This window comes from Enterobacter vonholyi (assembly GCF_008364555.1).
Lineage (GTDB): Bacteria > Pseudomonadota > Gammaproteobacteria > Enterobacterales > Enterobacteriaceae > Enterobacter > Enterobacter vonholyi.
Window position 1 is genome coordinate 336,338 of sequence record NZ_VTUC01000006.1, and the last position, 20,702, is coordinate 357,039.

The following is a 20,702-nucleotide window of genomic DNA, read 5'->3' on the forward strand; positions in this document are numbered from 1 at the left end:
TGGGAGCGGATGATAACGAAATGCGGGGGAAAAGAAAAACCCTCCCACCGGGCGGTGAGAGGGTGAAGTCTTACGCTGCAACCAGGCTGTCGATAGCGGCTTTCGCGTCGGTCTGCGCTTTGGTCGCCACTTCAGGACCGTAGGCGATGCCTTCAGCGAACACGAAGTTCACGTCAGTGATGCCGATGAAGCCCAGGAACAGGCTCAGGTACGGCGCAACCAGGTCGGTTGGGGTGTCTTTATGGATGCCGCCACGGCTGGTCAGTACGATCGCACGTTTGCCTTTCACCAGACCTTCAGGGCCATTCTCGGTGTAACGGAAGGTTACGCCAGCGCGTGCCACCAGGTCGAAGTAGTTCTTCAGCTGGGTAGGGATGTTGAAGTTGTACATCGGGGCGTTGATGACGATAACGTCGTGCGCCTGCAGCTCGGCAATCAGCTCGTCAGAGAGCGCCAGGGCTTCCTGCTGACGTGGGCTCAGCGGTGCATCGCTTGGGCGCAGCGCGCCAACCAGCTCGCCATCCAGTACAGGAATTGGGTTTGCAGCCAGGTCACGCACGGTGATTTCGTCAGCAGAATGCTGTTCACGCCACTGTTCAACGAAGTAATCAGACAGCTGACCAGACTGAGAGTACCCTGCCAGAATACTGGATTTCAAAACTAATACTTTGCTCATGGGTGATTCCTGTTTTTGCATTTGATTGAAGGGGGTTGCCCCGTTGCTTGTTGACACTCTATTCACAATCCTGCCATAGAGATAGCGCAATATATCGAAGCCTATGTTCGAATTTTTTGAATAAGGCGCGAAAGGCGTCATTGTGGTACTCTATAGCAATCATTAAAAAGAGAATTTATCAGGGCGTGTAGCTCCCTTTAACGTTATGACAGAACAACAAAAATTCACCTTCCCGATGCTCCTGCAACAGCTCGATTCTCTGATGCTGCGCGACAAACAGCGTTTCGCCCGTCGTCTGCACGGCGTTAAGAAGGTTAAAAATCCTGATGCTCAGCAGGCCATTTACCAGGAGATGGCGAAAGAGATTGAACAGGCGGCAGGGAAAGTCTTGCTGCGCGAAGCCGCGCGACCGGCGATTACCTACCCGGAAAACCTGCCCGTCAGCCAGAAAAAACAGGACATCCTTGAGGCCGTCCGCGACCACCAGGTGGTGATTGTCGCGGGTGAAACCGGTTCGGGGAAAACCACCCAGCTGCCGAAAATCTGTATGGAGCTGGGCCGCGGGATAAAAGGCCTGATTGGCCATACCCAGCCGCGTCGTCTGGCGGCGCGCACCGTCGCCAACCGTATTGCCGAAGAGCTGCAGACGGAGCCGGGCGGCTGCATCGGCTACAAGGTGCGCTTCAGCGACCACGTGAGCGATAACACCATGGTCAAGCTGATGACCGACGGTATTCTGCTGGCGGAAATTCAGCAGGATCGCCTGCTGATGCAGTACGACACCATCATCATCGATGAAGCGCACGAGCGCAGCCTGAACATCGACTTCCTGCTCGGCTACCTGAAAGAGCTGCTGCCGCGTCGCCCGGATCTGAAAGTGATCATCACCTCCGCGACCATCGACCCGGAACGCTTCTCGAAGCACTTCAACAATGCGCCGATTATTGAGGTGTCTGGGCGGACGTATCCGGTTGAAGTGCGCTATCGCCCGATTGTGGAAGAGGCGGATGATACCGAGCGCGACCAGCTGCAGGCCATCTTCGATGCCGTTGACGAGCTGGGTAACGAAAGCGCGGGCGACATCCTGATCTTCATGAGCGGCGAACGCGAAATCCGCGATACCGCCGACGCGCTCAGCAAGCGCGACCTGCGCCACACCGAGATCCTGCCGCTGTATGCCCGCCTGTCCAACAGCGAACAGAACCGCGTCTTCCAGCCGCACAGCGGACGCCGCATCGTCCTGGCGACCAACGTGGCGGAAACCTCGCTCACCGTGCCGGGCATTAAATACGTGATCGACCCGGGTACGGCGCGCATCAGCCGCTACAGCTACCGCACCAAGGTCCAGCGGCTGCCGATTGAGCCCGTTTCGCAGGCGTCTGCTAACCAGCGTAAGGGCCGCTGCGGCCGCGTGTCGGAAGGGATCTGCATTCGTCTCTATTCCGAAGACGATTTCCTGTCGCGCCCGGAGTTTACCGACCCGGAAATTCTGCGCACCAACCTGGCGTCCGTTATCCTGCAGATGACCGCCCTGGGGCTGGGCGACATCGCGGCGTTTCCGTTCGTCGAAGCGCCGGATAAACGCAACATTCAGGACGGCGTGCGTCTGCTGGAAGAGCTCGGGGCGATTACCACCGACGAGCAGGCGACGGTTTATAAGCTGACGCCGCTGGGCCGCCAGCTCAGCCAGCTCCCGGTCGACCCGCGCCTGGCGCGTATGGTGCTGGAAGCGCAAAAGCACGGCTGCGTGCGCGAGGCGATGATCATTACCTCGGCGCTCTCCATTCAGGATCCGCGCGAGCGTCCGATGGACAAACAGCAGGCCTCGGACGAAAAGCACCGTCGCTTCCACGACAAAGAGTCCGATTTCCTCGCCTTCGTGAACCTGTGGAACTACCTCGGCGAGCAGCAGAAGGCGCTCTCTTCGAACCAGTTCCGCCGCCAGTGCCGGGTGGATTTCCTCAACTACCTGCGCGTGCGCGAGTGGCAGGATATCTATACCCAGCTGCGCCAGGTGGTGAAAGAGCTGGGCATTCCGGTGAACAGCGAACCGGCGGAGTACCGCGAAATCCATATCGCGCTGCTGACCGGCCTGCTGTCCCACATTGGGATGAAGGACGCCGAGAAGCAGGAGTATACCGGCGCGCGCAACGCCCGTTTCGCCATCTTCCCGGGTTCTGGCCTTTTCAAGAAGCCGCCGAAGTGGACCATGGTCGCGGAGCTGGTGGAAACCAGCCGCCTGTGGGGACGCATTGCCGCCCGTATCGATCCGGAATGGGTGGAGCCGGTGGCGCAGCATCTGCTTAAGCGCTCGTACAGTGAACCGCACTGGGAGCGCGCGCAGGGCGCGGTGATGGCGACCGAGAAAGTGACCGTTTACGGCCTGCCGGTGGTCGCCGCGCGTAAGGTCAACTACAGCCAGATCGATCCGGCCCTGTGCCGCGAGCTGTTTATCCGCCACGCGCTGGTGGAGGGTGACTGGCAGACGCGCCACGCCTTCTTCCGCGAAAACCTGAAGCTGCGCGCGGAAGTGGAGGAGCTTGAGCACAAGTCCCGCCGCCGCGACATTCTGGTGGATGATGAAGCGCTGTTCGAGTTTTATGACCAGCGCATCAGCCATGATGTGATTTCCGCCCGCCATTTCGACAGCTGGTGGAAGAAGGCCAGCAAAGAGACGCCGGACCTGCTCAACTTTGAAAAGAGCATGCTGATTAAAGAGGGCGCGGAGTCGGTCAGCAAGCTCGACTACCCGAACTTCTGGCATCAGGGCAACCTCAAGCTGCGTCTGACCTATCAGTTTGAGCCAGGGGCAGACGCGGACGGCGTGACCGTCCACATTCCGCTGCCGCTGTTAAACCAGGTGGACGAGAGCGGGTTCGAGTGGCAAATCCCCGGCCTGCGCCGCGAGCTGGTGATTGCGCTGATCAAATCCCTGCCGAAACCGGTGCGCCGCAACTTTGTGCCTGCGCCAAACTACGCGGAAGCGTTTTTGGGCCGCGTCACGCCGCTGGAGCTGCCGCTGCTGGACGCGCTGGAGCGCGAATTCCGCCGCATGACCGGGACGACCATTGATCGTGAGGACTGGAACTGGGATCAGGTGCCCGATCACCTGAAAATCAGCTTCCGCGTGGTGGACGATAAAAACAAAAAGCTGCTGGAAGGGCGCTCACTGAGCGAGCTGAAAGAGGCGCTGAAAGGCAAAGTCCAGGAGACGCTGTCTGCGGTGGCCGACGACGGCATCGAGCAGAGCGGGCTGCATATCTGGAGCTTTGGTCAGCTGCCGGAAAGCTACGAGCAGAAGCGCGGCAACTATAAGGTCAAAGCCTGGCCTGCGCTGGTGGACGAGCGCGACAGCGTGGCAATCAAACTGTTTGATAACCCGCAGGAACAGCAGCAGATGATGTGGCGCGGGCTGCGTCGCCTGCTGCTGCTCAACATCCCGTCGCCGATCAAGTATCTGCACGAGAAGCTGCCGAACAAGGCTAAGCTGGGGCTCTACTTTAACCCGTACGGCAAGGTGCTGGATCTTATTGACGACTGCATCTCCTGCGGTGTGGACAAACTGATCCACGAGGCGGGCGGCCCGGTCTGTACGGAAGAGGGCTTTGCCCAGCTGCATGAAAAGGTGCGTGCGGAGCTGAACGACACCGTGGTGGACATCGCGAAGCAGGTGGAGCAGATCCTCACCACCGTGTTCAATATCAACAAGCGCCTGAAGGGGCGCGTGGATATGACCATGGCGCTCGGGCTGTCGGATGTTAAAGCGCAGATGGCGGGCCTGGTGTACCGCGGCTTTGTGACAGGCAACGGCTTCAATCGTCTCGGCGATACGCTGCGTTATCTGCAGGCGATTGAAAAACGGCTGGAGAAAATGGCTATCGACCCGCACCGCGACCGCGCGCAGATGCTGAAAGTGGAGAGCGTGCAGCAGGCGTGGCAGCAGTGGCTCAACAAACTGCCGCCTGCCCGCCGCGACGATGAAGACGTGCAGGCGATCCGCTGGATGATCGAGGAGCTGCGCGTCAGCTTCTTTGCCCAGCAGCTCGGTACGCCGTATCCGATTTCGGATAAGCGTATTCTGCAGGCGATGGAGCAGATTTCAGCTTAAAACCCTTGCCCGGTTTTCTCCCTCTCCCTGTGGGAGAGGGTCGGGGTGAGGGCATCAGCCCGCACAATTTTCACCCGTTCACAATCGCCAGCGTAAACCCATCCCATCCCTTAACCCCCACCGTTTGCAGCGCGGTGGCGGTTAAACGCGGATTATCCCCTATCATCTCAATAAAACGCCGCACCCCCAGCACGCGCGCGTCGTCGCTTTGCCCGTTAATGACCTCGCCATCGCGCACCACGTTATCGCCGATAATCACCGTACCGGGGCGGGAATAGTGCAGCGCCCACTCCAGATAGCCGGGATTGTTTGGCTTATCGGCATCAATAAAGATCAGGTCGAACGGGGGAACGTTGCCGAAATTTTCCAGCGAACTCAGCGCCGGGCCCTCAATTAATCCAATGCGTTCGTTTAACCCCGCAAGCTGAATATTCTCGCGCGCAACGCGGGCATGCGTGGGATCGGCCTCAAGCGTAATCAGCTTACCGTCCGGCGGCAGCGCACGCGCCATCCAGATTGAGCTGTAGGCACCCAGCGTACCGATCTCAAGTATCCGCCGCGCCTGCGTCATGCGCACGAACAGCGCCAGCAGCTGCCCCTGATTGGCCGCTACGTCGTGCTCGGGGAGCCCGGCGCGTTTGTTGTTTTCCAGAACCTGATTCAGTACGTCATCGTCAGGGATAAGAGAAGAAATCATGTAATTATCTACGGCAGACCATTTTTGTTGCATAGATTGACTCCTTGGGTTTTCTTCCTGGCCCTGTGGGAGAGGGCCGGGGTGAGGGCATCAGCGCCCAAACCGGGTTTACGCGCTATTCCAGCCGCCGCCCAGCGCTCTGTACAAATCAATCTGCGCCAGCAGCAGGTTGTTTTTCACCTGCACGACGCTGGTCTGAACCGAGTACAGCGTGCGCTGGGCGTCCAGCACGTCCAGATAGGAGGAGTAGCCGTTGCGATTGCGGTTCTGCGCAATGCGCAGCGTCTCCTGGGCCACCTCCTGCTGGGCAAGTAGCTCCGTCAGCTGTTCCTGATAGCGACTTATCGCATCAAGGCTGTTGTTCACTTCGGCAAACGCGTTACGCACGGTTTTTTCATAGGCGTAGAGCGCCTGGTTACGCTGGGACTGAGAAATATCCACCTGCGCATTCAACGCCTGGCGGTTCAACAGCGGGGCGAGAATACTGCCCCCGACGCTCCAGAGCTGAAGCGGGTTGTCCAGCAGGCCGGAAAGGGTTCGATCCTGTATCGATCCGGTCGCGGTCAGGTTGATCGACGGCAGCAGGCTGGCGCGTGAGGCGGCAAGCGAGGCGTCTGCCGCAACCAGCTGTCGTTCGGCCTGGACGATATCCGGCCTGCGGTTCAGGAGCGTAGAAGGCAGCTGTGACGGGAGCTTCAGGGGCGTCAGCGTCTTATAGCGTTCACTGCGAGCCACCGCGCCAGGATTGCTTCCCAGCAGCAGGCTGAGGGCATTCTCCTGCTGCGCAATCTGATGCTGCAACAAGGGAACTTGCGCCCGCGTTGAGCGCAGTTCGGAATCCGACTGCATTAGCTCCAGGCGCGAGCTGTAGCCCGTCTCAAACTGACGTTTCGCGAGGTTAAACGCCTCTTCGCGTGATTTCAGGGTGGATTCGGTCACGCGCAGCTGTTCGTCAAGCGAGAGCAGGGTGACATACCCTGATGCAACGGAAGACGCGACGGTCAAATCCGCGGCGGCAGCGGCGGCTTTTTGCGCCGCCAGCGAAGCCTCGGCGGCATTGGCCGTGCTGCGGTTGACGCCCCAGATATCCACGTCATAGCTCGCCGTCAGGCTACCTCTGTACAGCGTGCCGTAGACCGGCAGCCCGGTCGCGGCGGACTGCGAACGGGCGCGCGTCCCGGTTACGCCCGCGTCAAGCGAAGGAAACAGGCTCCCGTCAGCTGCATAGACCCGCGCCTGATACTCGTTAATTCGTTCGCGGGCGATCAGCACGTCGCTGTTATTCTTAAGCGCCTGATCCACATAGCGGTTGAGGTGGTTGTCATGAAAATTGCGCCACCAGAGCTGCTCCGCCGGGGTGGCAGGGCCAGAGACGGTGCGCCACTGCGCAGGAATTTGCAGCGTCGGCTGCGCCGGTTTTACGTCGACGGACTGGCATCCGGCCAGCATGACCGCCGCCGCCAGCGCGGCAATCGGGCGAAGGATCATTACTTCGCCTCCCGCGTATCAATGGTCACCTGTACCGACATGCCCGGACGCAGCAGGGCAGAGTCCTCAGGCTTACCGAGCACCTCAATACGCACCGGAATACGCTGGGCGATTTTGACAAAGTTGCCGGTGGCGTTGTCCGGCGTGATGGCGCTGAACTCCACGCCGGTCGCCGGGGAAATACTCTCCACGCGGCCCTGATACGCTTTGTTGTTCAGGGCATCTACGGTGAACTTCACCGGCTGGCCGACGCGCAGCTCTGCGAGCTGAGTCTCTTTAATATTCGCAATGACCCAGTGCTGAGGAGGCACAAGGGTGGTGAGATGGGTTCCGGCGGTCACATACGCCCCGAGACGCACGGCGATCTGGCCGAGCTGGCCGTCGCGCGGGGCGATGATGCGGGTGTTTTGCAGGTCAATCTGCGCCAGCTCAAGCGCCGCTTTCGCGTTTTCGACATCCGCCTCAAGCGCGCCGCGGTTCACAATCACCGTCTGCAGATCCTGACGCGACATCTCAAGGGCGGCTTTCGCCTGGTCGATGTCGGCGCTGCCCTGGGCGGCACTGGCAAGCGCCGCGTCGCGCTCGCGAATGGAAAGCGAGCCGTCGGAAGTCAGCTCTTTCACCCGCTTTAAATCCGCCTGGCTTTTCAGGCTCTGGGCGCGGGCATTTTTCAGCGCGGCGTCATTTTTGGCGATGACGGCTTCGGCGCTTTTACGCTGCTGCAGGTTGTTATTCAGGGCGGCAATTTTCATCGCCAGCTGCGCCTCGGCTTGATGCACGCGCTGCCGATAGATTCGGTCATCGATCTGCACCAGCAGGTCGCCTTTTTTGACCTGCTCAAAGTCCTGAACCTTGACCTCAGTGATATAGCCGTTTACCTGCGGGCTTATAAACGTCGTCTGACCGCGCACGTAGGCATTATCGGTAAACTGTGCGTGGCGGGTGAACGGCGGCAACTGCCACGCGTAAAGGATCACCAGCACGCCAACAATACCGATGGCGGCGGCGGTAAAAACGGAAACAATGCGCACATTTTTGCGGGTGTTGGCCTGCTCTTTGGCGGCATCCTGCTGACTCATAAACTCTCCAGAACTCTATCAATTATTTGTTGCCGGTGGCGTTCTTCAGCGCCAGACGGGCAGTGATGCGCAGGCGCAGCAAGCGCCATAAAATCCAGACCAGCGTGGCGGCAGCGATGCTCGCCGTCAGCAGATAAGTATCGTTGTAAGCCAGAATATTCGCCTCCAGCGCGGTGACCGTTTGCAGCTGCGTTATCGCCTGCGTTCCCAGCAGCGCGCTGTCGCCGATCAGGCTTTTATACATCTGGGTATAAAGCTGAATTCGCTCGTTGACCAGCGGGTTGAGCGTGGTGAGCTGGTCCGCCAGCAGGCTGGAGTGGTATTTCTCGCGCCAGGTCTGGAAGGTGCCGAGGATAGCGGAGCCCAGCAGGCCGCCGAGGTTCTGGCTCATGCCAAACATCACCGAGAAGCTGACCAGGTTACGCGGGTCGGCGATCACGCCGCCAATGGCGGCCAGCATGGCGGGCGCCAGGAAGAAGGCGCTGCCGAAGCCGAGCAGGAACTGGCTTACCATCAGCTGATCCGGGCGGGTCAGGTTGTTAGACTGGCTGTCCAGCAGCGAGGCAACAATCATCAGCGCCAGGGAGGTAATAATTGGCCACGCCAGTTTCGTCGGCTTGATGGTGAGACAGCTGGTGACAATTCCGCAGACGATCCCGGCGAAAATAGACCACGCCAGGTGCGTCATCTGCTCGTTCTGTAAGCCTACGTACTGCAGCCAGCCGATGACACCGGTGTTTTGCTCTGCCAGCACGATACGGATCAGCAGCATAATCAGCCCCAGGCGGACGATGCTGCCGCTCGACAGCCAGCGGGTGTTCAGCAGCGGGTTAGTGCGGTTATGTTCAAAGACGATGGCCGCCACAATCAGCACCAGCGATAGCGCCAGCGACCAGCCAATCCACGGCGCTTCGAACCACCAGTCAAGGCGGCCTAACGAGAGTACGGCGCAGAGCAGGGCCATCCCGGGGGCCATTAAAAAGAAGGTGATAAAGTCTTTTTTCTCGAATACCTTGCGCCGGTCGCCCGGCGGCAGTTTTAAGGCTATCACGCAGGCCAGGGAGATCAGCGCCAGCCCCAGCTCGAAGAAATAGAGCCCGCGCCACTCGTCCAGCTGCAGCAGCTCGGTTGAAAACAGGCGCGCCAGCGGGATGGCGAGCGACGACCCGGTGATACCAATGGTCAGCGCCTTCAGGCGGTGCTTCGCAGGCCATGCCTGGATCTGGTAATAAATCCCCAGCGAGCTGAGCGCGGCGGCCACCATGCCGTGCGCGGCGCGAACCATCAGCGCCGAGCTGAGATCGTTAACGAACAAGTGGAAAAAGGTGACCAGCACGTACAGCACCAGAAAACCTTCGGTGAAGGCGCGCAAACCGTACTGCTGGCGGAATTTGACCAGCAGCAGGTTAATGGAGATGTTGGTCATCACATAGACCGCGGGCAGCCATGCGATTTCGGTCGACCAGGCGCCGAATGTCCCCTGCAAATTTTGCAGGTTGGCGGTCACCACCGCATTCCCCAGCGCCCCCGTCAGGCAGACCAGCAGGCCCACGACGCCGTAGGCAATGCGTTTTGGCGTACTGTGTTCGGGCGTGGAGGGCGAACCCAGCAGGGCGGGTTTCTCATGTGGCTGCCACTCGCGAGGAGCATAAGGGTCGCGTTCGGGCAGGCGCATAACGTCGTTTACCTTAGAAATGATTGAATAATTAGCGGGCTAGCGATTCTACGTCTGCCGCAAATGATAATTCAAGTGAATATGATTTACGCATGTTAATCAAATGGTGAAGGGAAATTTAAGGAAAAAGAGCGGCCCGCAGGACGGGCCGGGAACGGTCAGAGACGTTCGGGCTGCGCCTGGATGAGTGTTGCACGCTTAACGCGGCTGGCGCAGAAAATCGCGATTAAGGAAATGGTTACCGTGACGGCAAGATACCAGGCCACCGGCACCCAGTCGCCGTCATATTTTGCCAGCAGGCCGGTGGCAATCAGCGGGGCGGTACCGCCGGCCAGCGCGGCACCCAGCTGATAGCCGAGTGTAATGCCGGTGTAGCGCACGTTTGCACTGAAAATTTCAGAGCACAGCGTGCCGAGTACCGCCGTGACAGGGGCCCACAGCACGCCAAAGGCGATGACCGTCGCGAGCACGATGCCCCAGGTTGTACCGGTATTGAGCAGCATAAACCACGGAACGATAAACAGGCCAAGCACGAAGACGCTGATTGCGTACATGCGCTGACGGCCTACCTTATCGGAGAGCAACCCCATCAGCGGGATCATTATGGTCGCCACCAGGGCTCCCAGCGTCACGGCTTCCAGCGCCTGTGATTTTTGATAGGTCAGCGTGCTGGTGGCATAGCTCACTACAAACGTAGAGAAGATGTAGAAGGGGGCGGTTTCAACCACCTTCAGACCGGCGGCGATCAGCACTTCACGCCAGTGATGCTTCAGCGTATCGCGCAGCGGGGCCTTAGCCACCTGACCGGACGCTTTGACTCTCTTAAAATCGGGCGTTTCATCAATATCCTTGCGGATCCACAGGCCGAGCAACACCAGAACCGAACTCAGCAGGAACGGGATACGCCAGCCCCAGGAGAGAAAATCCTCCTCGCTGAACAGAGTCATCAGCGAAACGATAAAGGTTGCCATCAGCATGCCGATGGTGACGCCCGCTTGCGGAATGCTGCCGAAGAAGCCTTTACGTTTTTCTGGCGCGTATTCATAGGCCAGCAGCAGCGCGCCGCCCCATTCACCGCCGATGCCCATCCCCTGAATGATACGCATCAGGATCAGCAGAGCGGGAGCCCACAGGCCAATCATCTCATACGTGGGCAGCAGACCAATCATGACGGTTGCACCTCCCATTAGTGAGAGGGTTAGAACGAGGGTTTTTTTACGTCCGATACGGTCGCCAATATGGGCGAAAAGTACCCCGCCAATGGGGCGAATAAAAAAGGTTAATGAGAAAGAGAGATACGAGAGAATGAGACCGATCACCGGATCGACCATCGGGAAAAAGATCTTATTGAAGACCAGCGCGGCCGCCGTACCGTAGAGAAAATAGTCAAACCATTCAATGGCGCTCCCGGTAAGGCTGGCAATTAATACCTTTTTATTTTTTCGTAATACCGTCGTCGTACTTTCATGTTCTGTCATGACCTGAAACCCCGCCACGTTGATGATGAGAGAGAGGTGTCACCTGGCGCGCTTCAGGTGCAACCTGTGATGATGAAAAAGGTTGTGAAATTGTTAAGCAACTTAGGGTTGGATGTTGTTTTTGGCAAGCGAAGGGGGGATAAAACTGGTCAGATCACGGTGAAATAAGCAGCGCCGGGTGCTTTTACATAACGTCTGCACAATACAATGTTTTGTAAGGCTGGAAATCAAAAGCATAATAGGCAGGTGCAACCCGATGATTTTTGGATGTTTCTGGTTATTTCAGAAAATGATAAATTCGGCGCTTCAACAACGTGAGGAGTTCATCATGGTTCACCCCCATTTTCCCCTTCTGGCGGATGCCACGCTGGCGGCCATCAATACTGTCGGCGCATGGCTGGCGCAGGACGAACTGAGCGTGACGCGTCAGGCCCCGGAGATAGATGCGGTGATTCTGGCTGGAAACGCGGTGATCCCAACCATTGACGCGGCCTGCCGTATTGCCGCGCAGAGAGAAATCCCGCTCCTGATTAGTGGCGGCATCGGGCATTCGACCACCTTTTTATATGCTGCCATCGCCAGTCATCCGCGTTACCACACCGTACCGGTCGCAGGGCGGGCCGAAGCAAGCATTCTTGCCGACATTGCGCGGGAGTTCTGGAAGATCCCGCAGGGGCATCTGTGGGTTGAGGATCAATCCACCAACTGCGGTGAAAACGCGCGCTTTAGCTGGAACATGCTGAAACAGCGTCATCGAACGACCGGGCGGGTGCTGGTGGTGCAGGATCCGACGATGCAGCGCCGCACGATGGCGACGTTTGCCCGCGTTTGTCGGGATGAGTCCGAGTCACCGGAGTGGACAAGCCATCCCGGGTTTACGCCAACGCTGCAAAACGGAAAAGAGGGCGTGGAATTCGGTGAGGGCAACACCGGGCTGTGGCCCGTTGACCGCTATCTTTCTCTGGTTCTTGGGGAACTGCCGCGCCTGTATGATGACGCCAACGGCTATGGCCCGGCCGGGCGGGATTATATTGCTCACGTTGAATTCCCCGAGGCCGTCATGGCCGCATGGAAACAGCTGCAGCAGGATCCGGTCCTGAAGGTGACGCGAAAAATCATCTGAGCACGGAACAATTCCCTCGCCCCAATGGGGAGAGGGTTAGGATGAGGGGAAAAAATCACAGCGCCGCAAACTTATCCAGCGTCCGCACCAGTTGAGTGACGAAACCGTATTCGTTGTCATACCAGGCAACGGCTTTCACCAGCTGAAGTTCTCCCGCCTCTGACACCTCCGTCTGCGTGGCGTCAAACACCGAACCATAGTGCGAGCCAATCACATCTGACGACACAATTTCTTCGTCGGTATACCCAAACGATTTATTGCCCTGCGTCGCCTTTTTCAGCGCGGCGTTGATCTCCTCAACGGTGACTTTCTTGCCCAGAATGGCCACGAGCTCGGTTACCGAACCTGTTTTTACCGGCACGCGCTGCGCGTGGCCCTTAAGTTTGCCGCTGAGCGCAGGGATCACCAGGCCAATGGCTTTGGCGGCACCCGTGGTGTGCGGAATAATGTTCTCTGCCGCCGCCCGGGAGGCGCGAAGGTCTTTCCCGCGCGGGCCATCTACCAGCGCCTGCGTACCGGTATAGGCGTGAATGGTGGTCATAGTGCCCACCTTAATTTCAAACGCATCGTTCAGGGCTTTCGCCAGCGGAGCGAGGCAGTTGGTGGTGCAGGAGGCGACGGAGATGATGGTATCACTGGCGTCAATGGTGTCGTCATTAACGCTGTAGACGATAGTTTTCATGTCACCCGCAGGCGCAGAAATCAGCACTTTCTTCGCGCCGGCGTCCAGGTGCGCCCGTGATTTCTCTTCAGAAGTATAAAAGCCGGTGCACTCCACGACGATATCCACGCCTGCGGCTTTCCACGGAATGTGCTTCGCCTCTTTCTCGGCGTACACCGCAATGGTTTTACCGTCCACAATCAGCGCATCCTCGGTGAAGTCCACGCTCCACGGGAAGCCACCGTAGTTGGAATCATGCCTTAGCAGGTAGGCCAGCACTTTCGGGGAGGTGAGGTCGTTGATGGCGACGACGGTATTACTGTCCTGGGTTTCAAGAAGGCGACGCAGTACAAGGCGCCCAATGCGTCCAAAGCCGTTAATGCCAATTTTACTCATGGTGTTCTCCTGTAAACGTGTCGATGCGACAGTTTGAACTCATCCAGGCTTAGACCATCACGGGCAGGGCGGCAATTGAAGATGCTTCATGCGGGAGGAAGTATTTGAAAAACCATACAGAAAAGTTAATGAATTTTTAAGGAAAGGGGATTATGTTGGCGCGGTAACTGTTTTTAATTGAGAAATCACATGCGCACTAAATATACAAGCCTGCAAATCGGCATCCACTGGCTGGTGTTTCTGTTAATCATCGTCGCCTACTGCGCCATGGAGTTCAGAGGTTTCTTCCCGCGCACCGCGCGCCCGGCGATCAACATGATCCACGTCTCATGCGGTATCAGTATCCTGGTGCTGATGGTGACCCGTCTTCTGGTTCGTCTGAAGTTCCGCGCGCCACCGATTCAACCGAAGCCAAAAGCGATGGTGACGGGGATGTCCCATCTGGGGCATCTGGTGGTGTATCTGCTGTTTATTGCGCTGCCGCTGATTGGCATTGTGATGATGTATAACCGGGGCAGCGACTGGTTTGCTTTTGGCCTGGCGATGCCGCATGCGGCAGAGTCAAAATTTGACCTGGTTGATGTGCTGAAAGAGTGGCACGAAACGCTGGCAAATCTGGGCTATTTTGTGATTGGCCTGCACGCCGCGGCGGCGCTGATGCACCACTATTTCTGGAAAGATAATACCCTTCTGCGCATGATGCCGAAAAAGCGTTCGTAGTATTTAACGCTTGCCGGGTGGCGATGCGCCACCCGGCTTGTTTTTTAACCCAGCAAAGCACGCTCTTCGGCAGTTAACGCCAGCCCCTGAGTTGACCCCGTCTCCGACGACTTCACCGCCGCTTCCAGCACGGCCATCACCGCTAATGCCTCAACAGGATGGACAGGATTGGCGATTTCCCCGCGTAGCGCATCACGCACGTTAATATAGTACTGGCGCTGATCGCCTTTCGGGGTAGGGATCGTCTGCGGCGCGCCGTCAGCGCCGAAGAACACCATACTGTCGCTGTCTTCGCCCCAGAACTCACTGCCGGGGATCACCCCAGAGAGCAGCTGTGCTTCCTGCTGATCGATTCTGGCCTTCACCACGCTGCCCTTGTCCCCGTGGACGGCAAAGCGCGCCGTACCGCCTGCCACCAGCATGCTGGCGTGCAGAATCACCTTATGCTCCGGGTAGTTTAAGACCACGTGCGCCCAGTCGTTAATTTCTGCGCCGTCGCGCAGCGTCGCGATATTCCCCTGAACCGACTGCGGCAGGCCAAAGAGCTGCAGCGTCTGGTCGATAAGATGAGGCCCCAGGTCAAACCACAGGCCGCTCCCGGGGACATTCTGCTCGCGCCAGCGTACGCGCACTTCCGGGCGGAAGCGGTCGATGTGCGATTCAAGGTGTTTAACCTTGCCAGGCGTGCCTTGCTCAATAACCTGCTTAATGCCGAGGAAATCGCTGTCCCAGCGGCGGTTGTGGAAGACGGAGAGCAGCAGCTGCTTTTCCTCCGCCAGCGCAATCAGGTCGCGGGCTTCCTGCATGTCGAGGGTGAAAGGCTTATCCACGACCACGTGTTTACCCGAGTTCAGGGCCAGCGTCGCCAGCGGGGCGTGCGTGGCGTTGGGGGAGGCAATCACCACCAGGTCAACATCAGGATGCTGAATAGCCTCTTCAGGGGTGGCGACCACCTGTACGTCCGGCAGATCGCGTTTTACCTTCTCTTCATCGCGAGAAGAGACAACTGCCAGCTTAAGCCCGTCCACAGACTGGATCAGCGGGGCATGGAAGGTTTTCCCGACAAATCCATACCCGATCAGCGCAATGTTGATTGTTTGAACTTTACTCATGACCTTCTCCACGTTAATTCGCGCACACCGTGACCTGCAATGCGCCAGAGTCCCCAAGCTCAGGCCAGGGACGATCTAAAAAGAGTTGTTGAATGTTGGATAACCCGGAAACCAGATACGGCTCGCAGCGGTTAATTTTCAGATGATCGGCGACAATCCAGTGCACGTGGCTTGCGTCCAGCATTGCGCGTTTAACCTCGGCATCCGCTTCTTTACCGGCGCTCAACCCAAGTTCGGCATGAATGGCGCACGCCCCGAGGATAGCGATATCTGCCCGATAGCGGGACAGCAAAGATAACGTGGCGCTTCCGGCAAACAGGCGCTGCTGGTGGTCCCATTTCCCCCCGAGCAGGATCAGCTCAACGTCTTCCCGGTCGCTAAAGTGCTGGGCGATATCCAGTGACGTGGTAATGACGGTGAGCGGCCCCTGAAGAAAGGTGGCGACGGCCATCACCGTGCTCCCGGCATCCAGAAACAGGGTGGAGCCCGGTGGAACCTGCTGTGCGACCTGCTTACCCAGGCGCTGTTTGGTCTCCGGCAGCAGCGTATTGCGGCCCTGACGGTTCATGGCGGAGAGATTCAACGCGATGGCTCCGCCGTGGTTCTTCTGCGCCAGGCCCTGGTTCTCCAGGTCGGTCAGATCCCGACGGATGGTATCGGCTGAAACCTGCAGCTTTTCGGCCAGCTCGGTGATGCTGGCCTGGCCTTGCTCGCTCAGGATATCCAGAACGTAGCGTTGACGAGCGGTTTTGTGCATGGGGGTACATTCCTGCAAAATGTCGCAATAGTTTGCATAATACAGCATTTTAACGAAGAGAGAAGGGCAATGTCGTTTTGATGTGGGGGAAGTAGCGGGATGATTCAGTTGTATGATTATTAAAATTTTATTAAACAGGTATAAGAAAGCCGTTTTGAATGTTAATCACAATGTTATTGTTATGTTTTATTTAACGGTTTGGGTTATGTAACCACTGCACTACCATTGAATGGGTTTTAATTCTGTTAAATCGTTTTAGTGTGGTTTTTAATTGCTTTAATTAGTTTATTAATAGCATTAAATTTTAATTCAGCCTGTTTGGCTACTTAAATTGACACTTCTTTGAAAATCTTTGTGTCTGACCCGCGCGGAAATTAACGCAAAAATGTACAGGGAGCAAATTAAGAATTTTCCTTAAATAACAGTCGGTTTATATGTTTCATCTGAAAGGTCATTTTAAGAGTTTTGTCCAGAAACCCCATGTTTTTTCTTAATTGTAACACCGCCTTAACATTGGGGGTGTAGTGGCCTATAACACATTTTGTTATGCTGCTAACCACTTTAGGAAATAAGTAAATTCTTAATTTAAATAAGACGCAGGCAGATCTCATCTCCAGAGGAAATGGGTATGGGGGAGTTTTACCTAAAATACGGCAAGGATGCTAAATAAGATATTTGTCTAATTATCTATACCTCTTTTTGGGTAATTGCTTCAGTGTCACTCAGAGTCAGGGAGATAACAATGACGATATTACGAAAGCCTATGTTACGCCGATTTACAGCAGCACTGGCATTCATTTCATTAGCCATAAATACTGCGTACGCCAATACCAGTCAGGTGGGCATTGCCCCGGTTGCCACGACAACCTTAAAAGAAAGCATTCTTTTTGCTATCGATCGCGATCCGTCTATTAGTCAGCAGGCCGCACAATTAGGTATTGGCCAGGCACAAATAGATGAAGCGCGCAGCGGCTGGATGCCGCAAATATCGTTGAACGGGAGTACAGGGCACAGCCAGACCACCGATTCCAGCGGGTCGCTGAAGAATTCGGCCGCCTGGGGGCTGAGCCTGACGCAGCTGCTGTACGATTTTGGCAAGACCAATAACAGCATCAGCCAGTCTTCCGCCCAGCGCGATAGCTATCGCTATCAGCTGATGGGCACGCTCTCTGACGTGGCGGAAAAAACGGCGCTGAGCTACGTCGAGGTCAAACGCTATGCCGATCTGCTGCAGGCGGCAAAGGAGAACGTTCAGGCGCTGAAAAACGTTGAGCAGCTGGCAAAGCTGCGTGCCGACGCGGGCGTGAGTTCGACCTCCGATGAGCTCCAGACCCGCACGCGTATTGCTGGCATGCAGGCGACGGTCGCACAGTATCAGGCCGCCTTAAACAGCGCCCGCGCGCGGCTTGCGGTATTAACCGGTATGCAGGCAGAAAACTATTCGCCTGTACCCGCAAACCTCGCGGTTGAACCTGATTCGCTCAACCGCATTGATTATTCGCTGATACCGGCGGTTATGGCCGCGCAAAACATGGAGCGCTCTGCCCAGTACGGCGTGGAAACGGCGAAGTCCCAGCACTGGCCGACGTTAAGCCTGAAGGGCGGGCGCACCCGTTATGAATCGGACAACCGTTCGTACTGGGACGACCAGATCCAGCTCAATATTGACGCACCGCTTTATCAGGGGGGCGCAGTTTCCGCACGAGTGCGGCAGGCTGAAGGAGCACGAGCGATGGCCTCCTCTCAGGTCGATCAGGCGCGTTTCGACGTCCTGCAAAAAGCCTCCGTCGCGCAGGCGGACTGGACCGGCGCACGGGGAAGAATGGAGGCCGGGAAGCAGCAGCTGGAAAATGCCCTGCGCGCCCGGGATGTTTATAAAAATGAGTACACCCTGAGCAAGAGGAGCATTAACGATCTGCTCAGCGTTGAGCAGGATGTCTGGCAGGCTACTTCGGCGAAAATAATCGCTGAGTATGATGGCTGGAGTTCGGCAATTAATTATGCTTCCGCGGTTGATAATTTAATGCCGCTTATTGGAATAGAGAAAAACGCTGCCGCAAAATTACCCGATTTGAGTTAATAAAAGACGCGCAGTGTTGCGCAAAGTAAGACTGAAAATAATGGGTGTTTTTTCCCAGGGATAGCTACATCCATCTGGTGGACATATCCACAGGAATCCGTACACCTGCAAGGAGAAGAATATGAGTAACATAAAAGTTGTTGATGTCATCATTCGCAAAACGGCGGAGAAAACGAAATTAACCGGCGAAGGAAATCTGTCGGTCTCTATTTCATCCCCGAGCGTGATTGAAATCCAGGGTTCTGCTCAGGATGTGGTGCGCTATGTCCGCCAGGGTAAAGACCTCCTTATTTATATGAAAGATGGCAGCGTTATCCGCTGCAATAACTATTTTGTTGAAGATCCTGAAACGCATACTCAGTCAGAGCTGGTATTCAACGATCGTCAGGAACTGACGCATATTTCTTTTGCCGATGCCGGGGACGCGTCAGGCGCTGCGGTGACCGAGTTAACCGCACAGGCCACACCGATTAGCAGCATTCAACCTTTCCTTGAACAGGAAAGCGTATTAAGCGACGCGCCGTGGGGCTGGATTGCGGGAGCTGCATTAGGTGGCGGTGCCATCGGGGCGCTGCTGGCAAACGGCGGCGACGGCGAAACTAAGACAAAAGTTATTGATAATACGAAAGAGGTGGAAAGCGCCACGCCAACCTTCCTGCTGTCGGATAAAGCGGGTGACAAGCAGGGCGTGCTGAGCGCAAACGAGATCACGGACGACAGCAACCCAACCTTTAGCGGTACCGGTCAGCCGGGCGCGACCATCCAGGTTAAAGACAGCAGCGGCAGCACCATTGCGAGCACGATGGTCGGCAAAGACGGCACGTGGACGGTAATGTTACCGACCCAGACGGACGGGGAGCACACCTGGTCGGTCGTGCAGATCGACGGCAGTAAAACCACCTCTGCGGGCAGTATCACCGTGACGGTTTCAACCGCCGATGCCGCCATTACGCTTGCCACCACGGCGGGCGATAACGTGCTGAACGCCAGCGAACAATCCGCGGGCTTTACGGTTTCCGGAGCCAGCAAAAACCTGGCGCAGGGTACCTTACTTACCGTAACGCTGAACGGCAAAACCTACCCGGCTGAAGTCGGGGCAGACGGCGCGTGGAACGTGAACGTGCCTGCAGCAGACGCGCAGGCGCTGGGCGACGGCACCTGGACGATTAACGTCAGCGGCAAAGACGCGGCGGGTAATACCGTGAGCGGCAGCCAGACGATCGGCGTGGATACCACCGCACCAACCCTCTCTGTCGATACCCTCGCGCAGGACAACATCATTAATGCGGCTGAGCACAATCAGCCGCTGACCCTGACCGGTAAAACGAATGCGGAAGCCGGTCAGATCGTCACGGTCACGCTGAACGGTAAAAACTATAACGCTACGGTGGGTAGCGACGGCACCTGGTCCGTCACGCTTGCAGCGAACGACGTGCAGGCGCTCAACGAGGGCAATCACACTCTGACGGTTAACGTTAGCGACAAAGCGGGCAACGGTACGTCCGTGACGGGAGATTTCACGGTTGATACCACCGCGCCGGTCGTCACTATTGATACCGTGGCGGGCGACGATACCCTCAATATCAGCGAGCAGGGGCAGGCGCAGATTATTTCCGGGCAGGCGAGCGGCGCGTCGGCAGGCGATGTGGTCACCGTGACCGTTGGCGGACAGTCCTTCACCGGCGTGGTGCTGGCGGACGGCAGCTGGAGCGTAGGCGTTCCGGCGTCCGTGCTGGGCGCGTTGGGAGAAGGTAACCATACAATTTCAGTTTCCGTGACCGACGCGGCAGGCAACACCGGCAGCGCCACGCACGATATTACGCTGAGCGGAAACCCGCCAGAATTTACGATTGACGCCATCAGCCAGGACAACGTGCTGAATGCTCAGGAGGCAATGCAGCCGCTGAGCCTCACCGGCACCAGCAACCTGCCTGACGGCAGCACTATCACCGTGACGCTGAACAACGTCAGCTATCAGGCCACCGTTGAAAACGGTATCTGGGCGGTCCAGGTGCCGGTTTCCGACGTGCTGAATCTGGCGAACACCCTTTACACCGTTAGCGTCAGCGGTACCGACAGCGTGGGTAACAGCGGTTCTGCCGGGGCGACGCTGCTGGTGGATACCGTACTTCCGCAGGTCATTATCAACACCTTTGCGGGCGACAACCTGGTCAATAAAGCCGAAGCGGGCGTCGATCAAACCCTCAGCGGTCGCGTTACCGGCGCGGCGGCGGGCGATACCGTATCTGTCACCGTGGGCGGCAAGAGCTACACCGCAACGGTTGGCAACGACCTGACCTGGAGCGTGAAAATTCCGTCAGCGGATCTTCAGGCCTTCGGCGACGGGGATTTAACCTTTACCGCGTCGGTGACCAACGGGCACGGCAATACCGGCACCGGCGAGCGCGATATCAATATCAATGCTGAACTGCCGGGCCTGCGCGTAAACACCATTTCCGGCGATGACGTCATCAACGCGATCGAACAGCAGCAGGATCTGAGCGTCACCGGCTCCAGCACCCATCTGGCTGCCGGCACGCAGATTACCGTTACCATCAACAACGTTGATTACGTTACCGCGGTTAACGCCAGCGGCAACTGGCAGATCGGCGTCCCGGCGGCGGACCTGCAGGCCTGGAGCGCGGGAGGCAT

At 57.3% G+C, this 20,702-nt stretch carries 13 protein-coding genes and 1 pseudogene; 5 read left to right on the forward strand and 9 right to left on the reverse strand.

All coding sequences use genetic code 11. The features are described 5' to 3' along the window. Positions 1-70 precede the first annotated feature (70 nt). Positions 71-676, reverse strand: a complete 606-nt coding sequence (azoR, locus tag F0319_RS10390; RefSeq protein ID WP_008502313.1) for an FMN-dependent NADH-azoreductase — start codon at positions 674-676, stop codon at positions 71-73. 205 nt (positions 677-881) lie between these two features. Between azoR and hrpA the strand changes: the two genes are divergently transcribed. After that, the gene (hrpA, locus tag F0319_RS10395; protein ID WP_149366852.1) at positions 882-4,784 is read left to right on the forward strand and encodes an ATP-dependent RNA helicase HrpA; all 3,903 of its coding nucleotides are present in this window, start codon (positions 882-884) and stop codon (positions 4,782-4,784) included. 70 nt (positions 4,785-4,854) lie between these two features. On the opposite strand, the gene F0319_RS10400 is transcribed toward hrpA, so the two are convergent. The 5 genes from F0319_RS10400 to F0319_RS10420 all read right to left on the reverse strand — a co-directional run bounded on the left by F0319_RS10400 (position 4,855) and on the right by F0319_RS10420 (position 11,201). Further along, positions 4,855-5,514 (reverse strand): O-methyltransferase, encoded by a 660-nt coding sequence (locus tag F0319_RS10400; protein ID WP_149366853.1) that lies wholly within the window; start codon positions 5,512-5,514, stop codon positions 4,855-4,857. A 75-nt stretch (positions 5,515-5,589) separates the two neighbouring features. Continuing rightward, a complete protein-coding gene (locus tag F0319_RS10405) occupies positions 5,590-6,969 on the reverse strand; it encodes an efflux transporter outer membrane subunit (protein ID WP_149366854.1) in 1,380 nt (459 codons plus the stop codon). Continuing rightward, a complete protein-coding gene (locus F0319_RS10410) occupies positions 6,969-8,048 on the reverse strand; it encodes an HlyD family secretion protein (protein ID WP_111964667.1) in 1,080 nt (359 codons plus the stop codon). Before F0319_RS10410 ends, F0319_RS10405 begins: the two co-directional genes overlap by 1 nt. Before the next feature lie 22 nt (positions 8,049-8,070). After that, the gene (locus F0319_RS10415) at positions 8,071-9,723 is read right to left on the reverse strand and encodes an MFS transporter (RefSeq protein ID WP_127730759.1); all 1,653 of its coding nucleotides are present in this window, start codon (positions 9,721-9,723) and stop codon (positions 8,071-8,073) included. Positions 9,724-9,881: 158 nt separating this feature from the next. Then, entirely contained in the window at positions 9,882-11,201 is a 1,320-nt protein-coding gene (locus F0319_RS10420) for an MFS transporter (RefSeq protein ID WP_136194831.1), read from the reverse strand. A gap of 328 nt (positions 11,202-11,529) precedes the next feature. Here F0319_RS10420 and F0319_RS10425 point away from each other — a divergent pair, with 328 nt between their 5' ends. After that, the gene (locus tag F0319_RS10425; RefSeq protein WP_149366855.1) at positions 11,530-12,324 is read left to right on the forward strand and encodes a YdcF family protein; all 795 of its coding nucleotides are present in this window, start codon (positions 11,530-11,532) and stop codon (positions 12,322-12,324) included. Positions 12,325-12,379: 55 nt separating this feature from the next. On the opposite strand, the gene gap is transcribed toward F0319_RS10425, so the two are convergent. Beyond that, entirely contained in the window at positions 12,380-13,381 is a 1,002-nt protein-coding gene (gene gap / locus F0319_RS10430; RefSeq protein ID WP_023311641.1) for a type I glyceraldehyde-3-phosphate dehydrogenase, read from the reverse strand. 189 nt (positions 13,382-13,570) lie between these two features. On the opposite strand from gap, the gene cybB reads away from it, so the two are divergent. After that, positions 13,571-14,101: a cytochrome b561 gene (gene cybB, locus F0319_RS10435; protein WP_149366856.1), complete on the forward strand. Its 531-nt coding sequence runs from the start codon at positions 13,571-13,573 to the stop codon at positions 14,099-14,101. A 44-nt stretch (positions 14,102-14,145) separates the two neighbouring features. On the opposite strand, the gene F0319_RS10440 is transcribed toward cybB, so the two are convergent. Together F0319_RS10440 and F0319_RS10445 are read right to left on the reverse strand one after the other, a co-directional pair. Further along, positions 14,146-15,213 (reverse strand): oxidoreductase, encoded by a 1,068-nt coding sequence (locus F0319_RS10440; protein WP_149366857.1) that lies wholly within the window; start codon positions 15,211-15,213, stop codon positions 14,146-14,148. 13 nt (positions 15,214-15,226) lie between these two features. Then, entirely contained in the window at positions 15,227-15,970 is a 744-nt protein-coding gene (locus F0319_RS10445) for a DeoR/GlpR family DNA-binding transcription regulator (protein ID WP_111964663.1), read from the reverse strand. Positions 15,971-16,712: 742 nt separating this feature from the next. On the opposite strand from F0319_RS10445, the gene F0319_RS10450 reads away from it, so the two are divergent. Further along, entirely contained in the window at positions 16,713-18,050 is a 1,338-nt protein-coding gene (locus tag F0319_RS10450) for a TolC family outer membrane protein (RefSeq protein ID WP_115875011.1), read from the forward strand. A gap of 121 nt (positions 18,051-18,171) precedes the next feature. Further along, positions 18,172-20,682: pseudogene (locus F0319_RS22620) on the forward strand (Ig-like domain-containing protein); the annotation flags it as partial. Positions 20,683-20,702 lie beyond the last annotated feature (20 nt).

Excerpts from the sequence above, each read along its gene's own strand:
- F0319_RS10400 (WP_149366853.1), bottom strand. The coding sequence starts at position 5,514 with ATGCAACAAAAATGGTCTGCCGTAGATAATTACATGATTTCTTCTCTT.
- F0319_RS10410 (WP_111964667.1), bottom strand. The coding sequence starts at position 8,048 with ATGAGTCAGCAGGATGCCGCCAAAGAGCAGGCCAACACCCGCAAAAAT.
- azoR (WP_008502313.1), bottom strand. The coding sequence starts at position 676 with ATGAGCAAAGTATTAGTTTTGAAATCCAGTATTCTGGCAGGGTACTCT.
- gap (WP_023311641.1), bottom strand. The coding sequence starts at position 13,381 with ATGAGTAAAATTGGCATTAACGGCTTTGGACGCATTGGGCGCCTTGTA.
- hrpA (WP_149366852.1), top strand. The coding sequence starts at position 882 with ATGACAGAACAACAAAAATTCACCTTCCCGATGCTCCTGCAACAGCTC.
- F0319_RS10415 (WP_127730759.1), bottom strand. The coding sequence starts at position 9,723 with ATGCGCCTGCCCGAACGCGACCCTTATGCTCCTCGCGAGTGGCAGCCA.
- cybB (WP_149366856.1), top strand. The coding sequence starts at position 13,571 with ATGCGCACTAAATATACAAGCCTGCAAATCGGCATCCACTGGCTGGTG.
- F0319_RS10425 (WP_149366855.1), top strand. The coding sequence starts at position 11,530 with ATGGTTCACCCCCATTTTCCCCTTCTGGCGGATGCCACGCTGGCGGCC.
- F0319_RS10445 (WP_111964663.1), bottom strand. The coding sequence starts at position 15,970 with ATGCACAAAACCGCTCGTCAACGCTACGTTCTGGATATCCTGAGCGAG.
- F0319_RS10450 (WP_115875011.1), top strand. The coding sequence starts at position 16,713 with ATGACGATATTACGAAAGCCTATGTTACGCCGATTTACAGCAGCACTG.
- F0319_RS10440 (WP_149366857.1), bottom strand. The coding sequence starts at position 15,213 with ATGAGTAAAGTTCAAACAATCAACATTGCGCTGATCGGGTATGGATTT.
- F0319_RS10405 (WP_149366854.1), bottom strand. The coding sequence starts at position 6,969 with ATGATCCTTCGCCCGATTGCCGCGCTGGCGGCGGCGGTCATGCTGGCC.
- F0319_RS10420 (WP_136194831.1), bottom strand. The coding sequence starts at position 11,201 with ATGACAGAACATGAAAGTACGACGACGGTATTACGAAAAAATAAAAAG.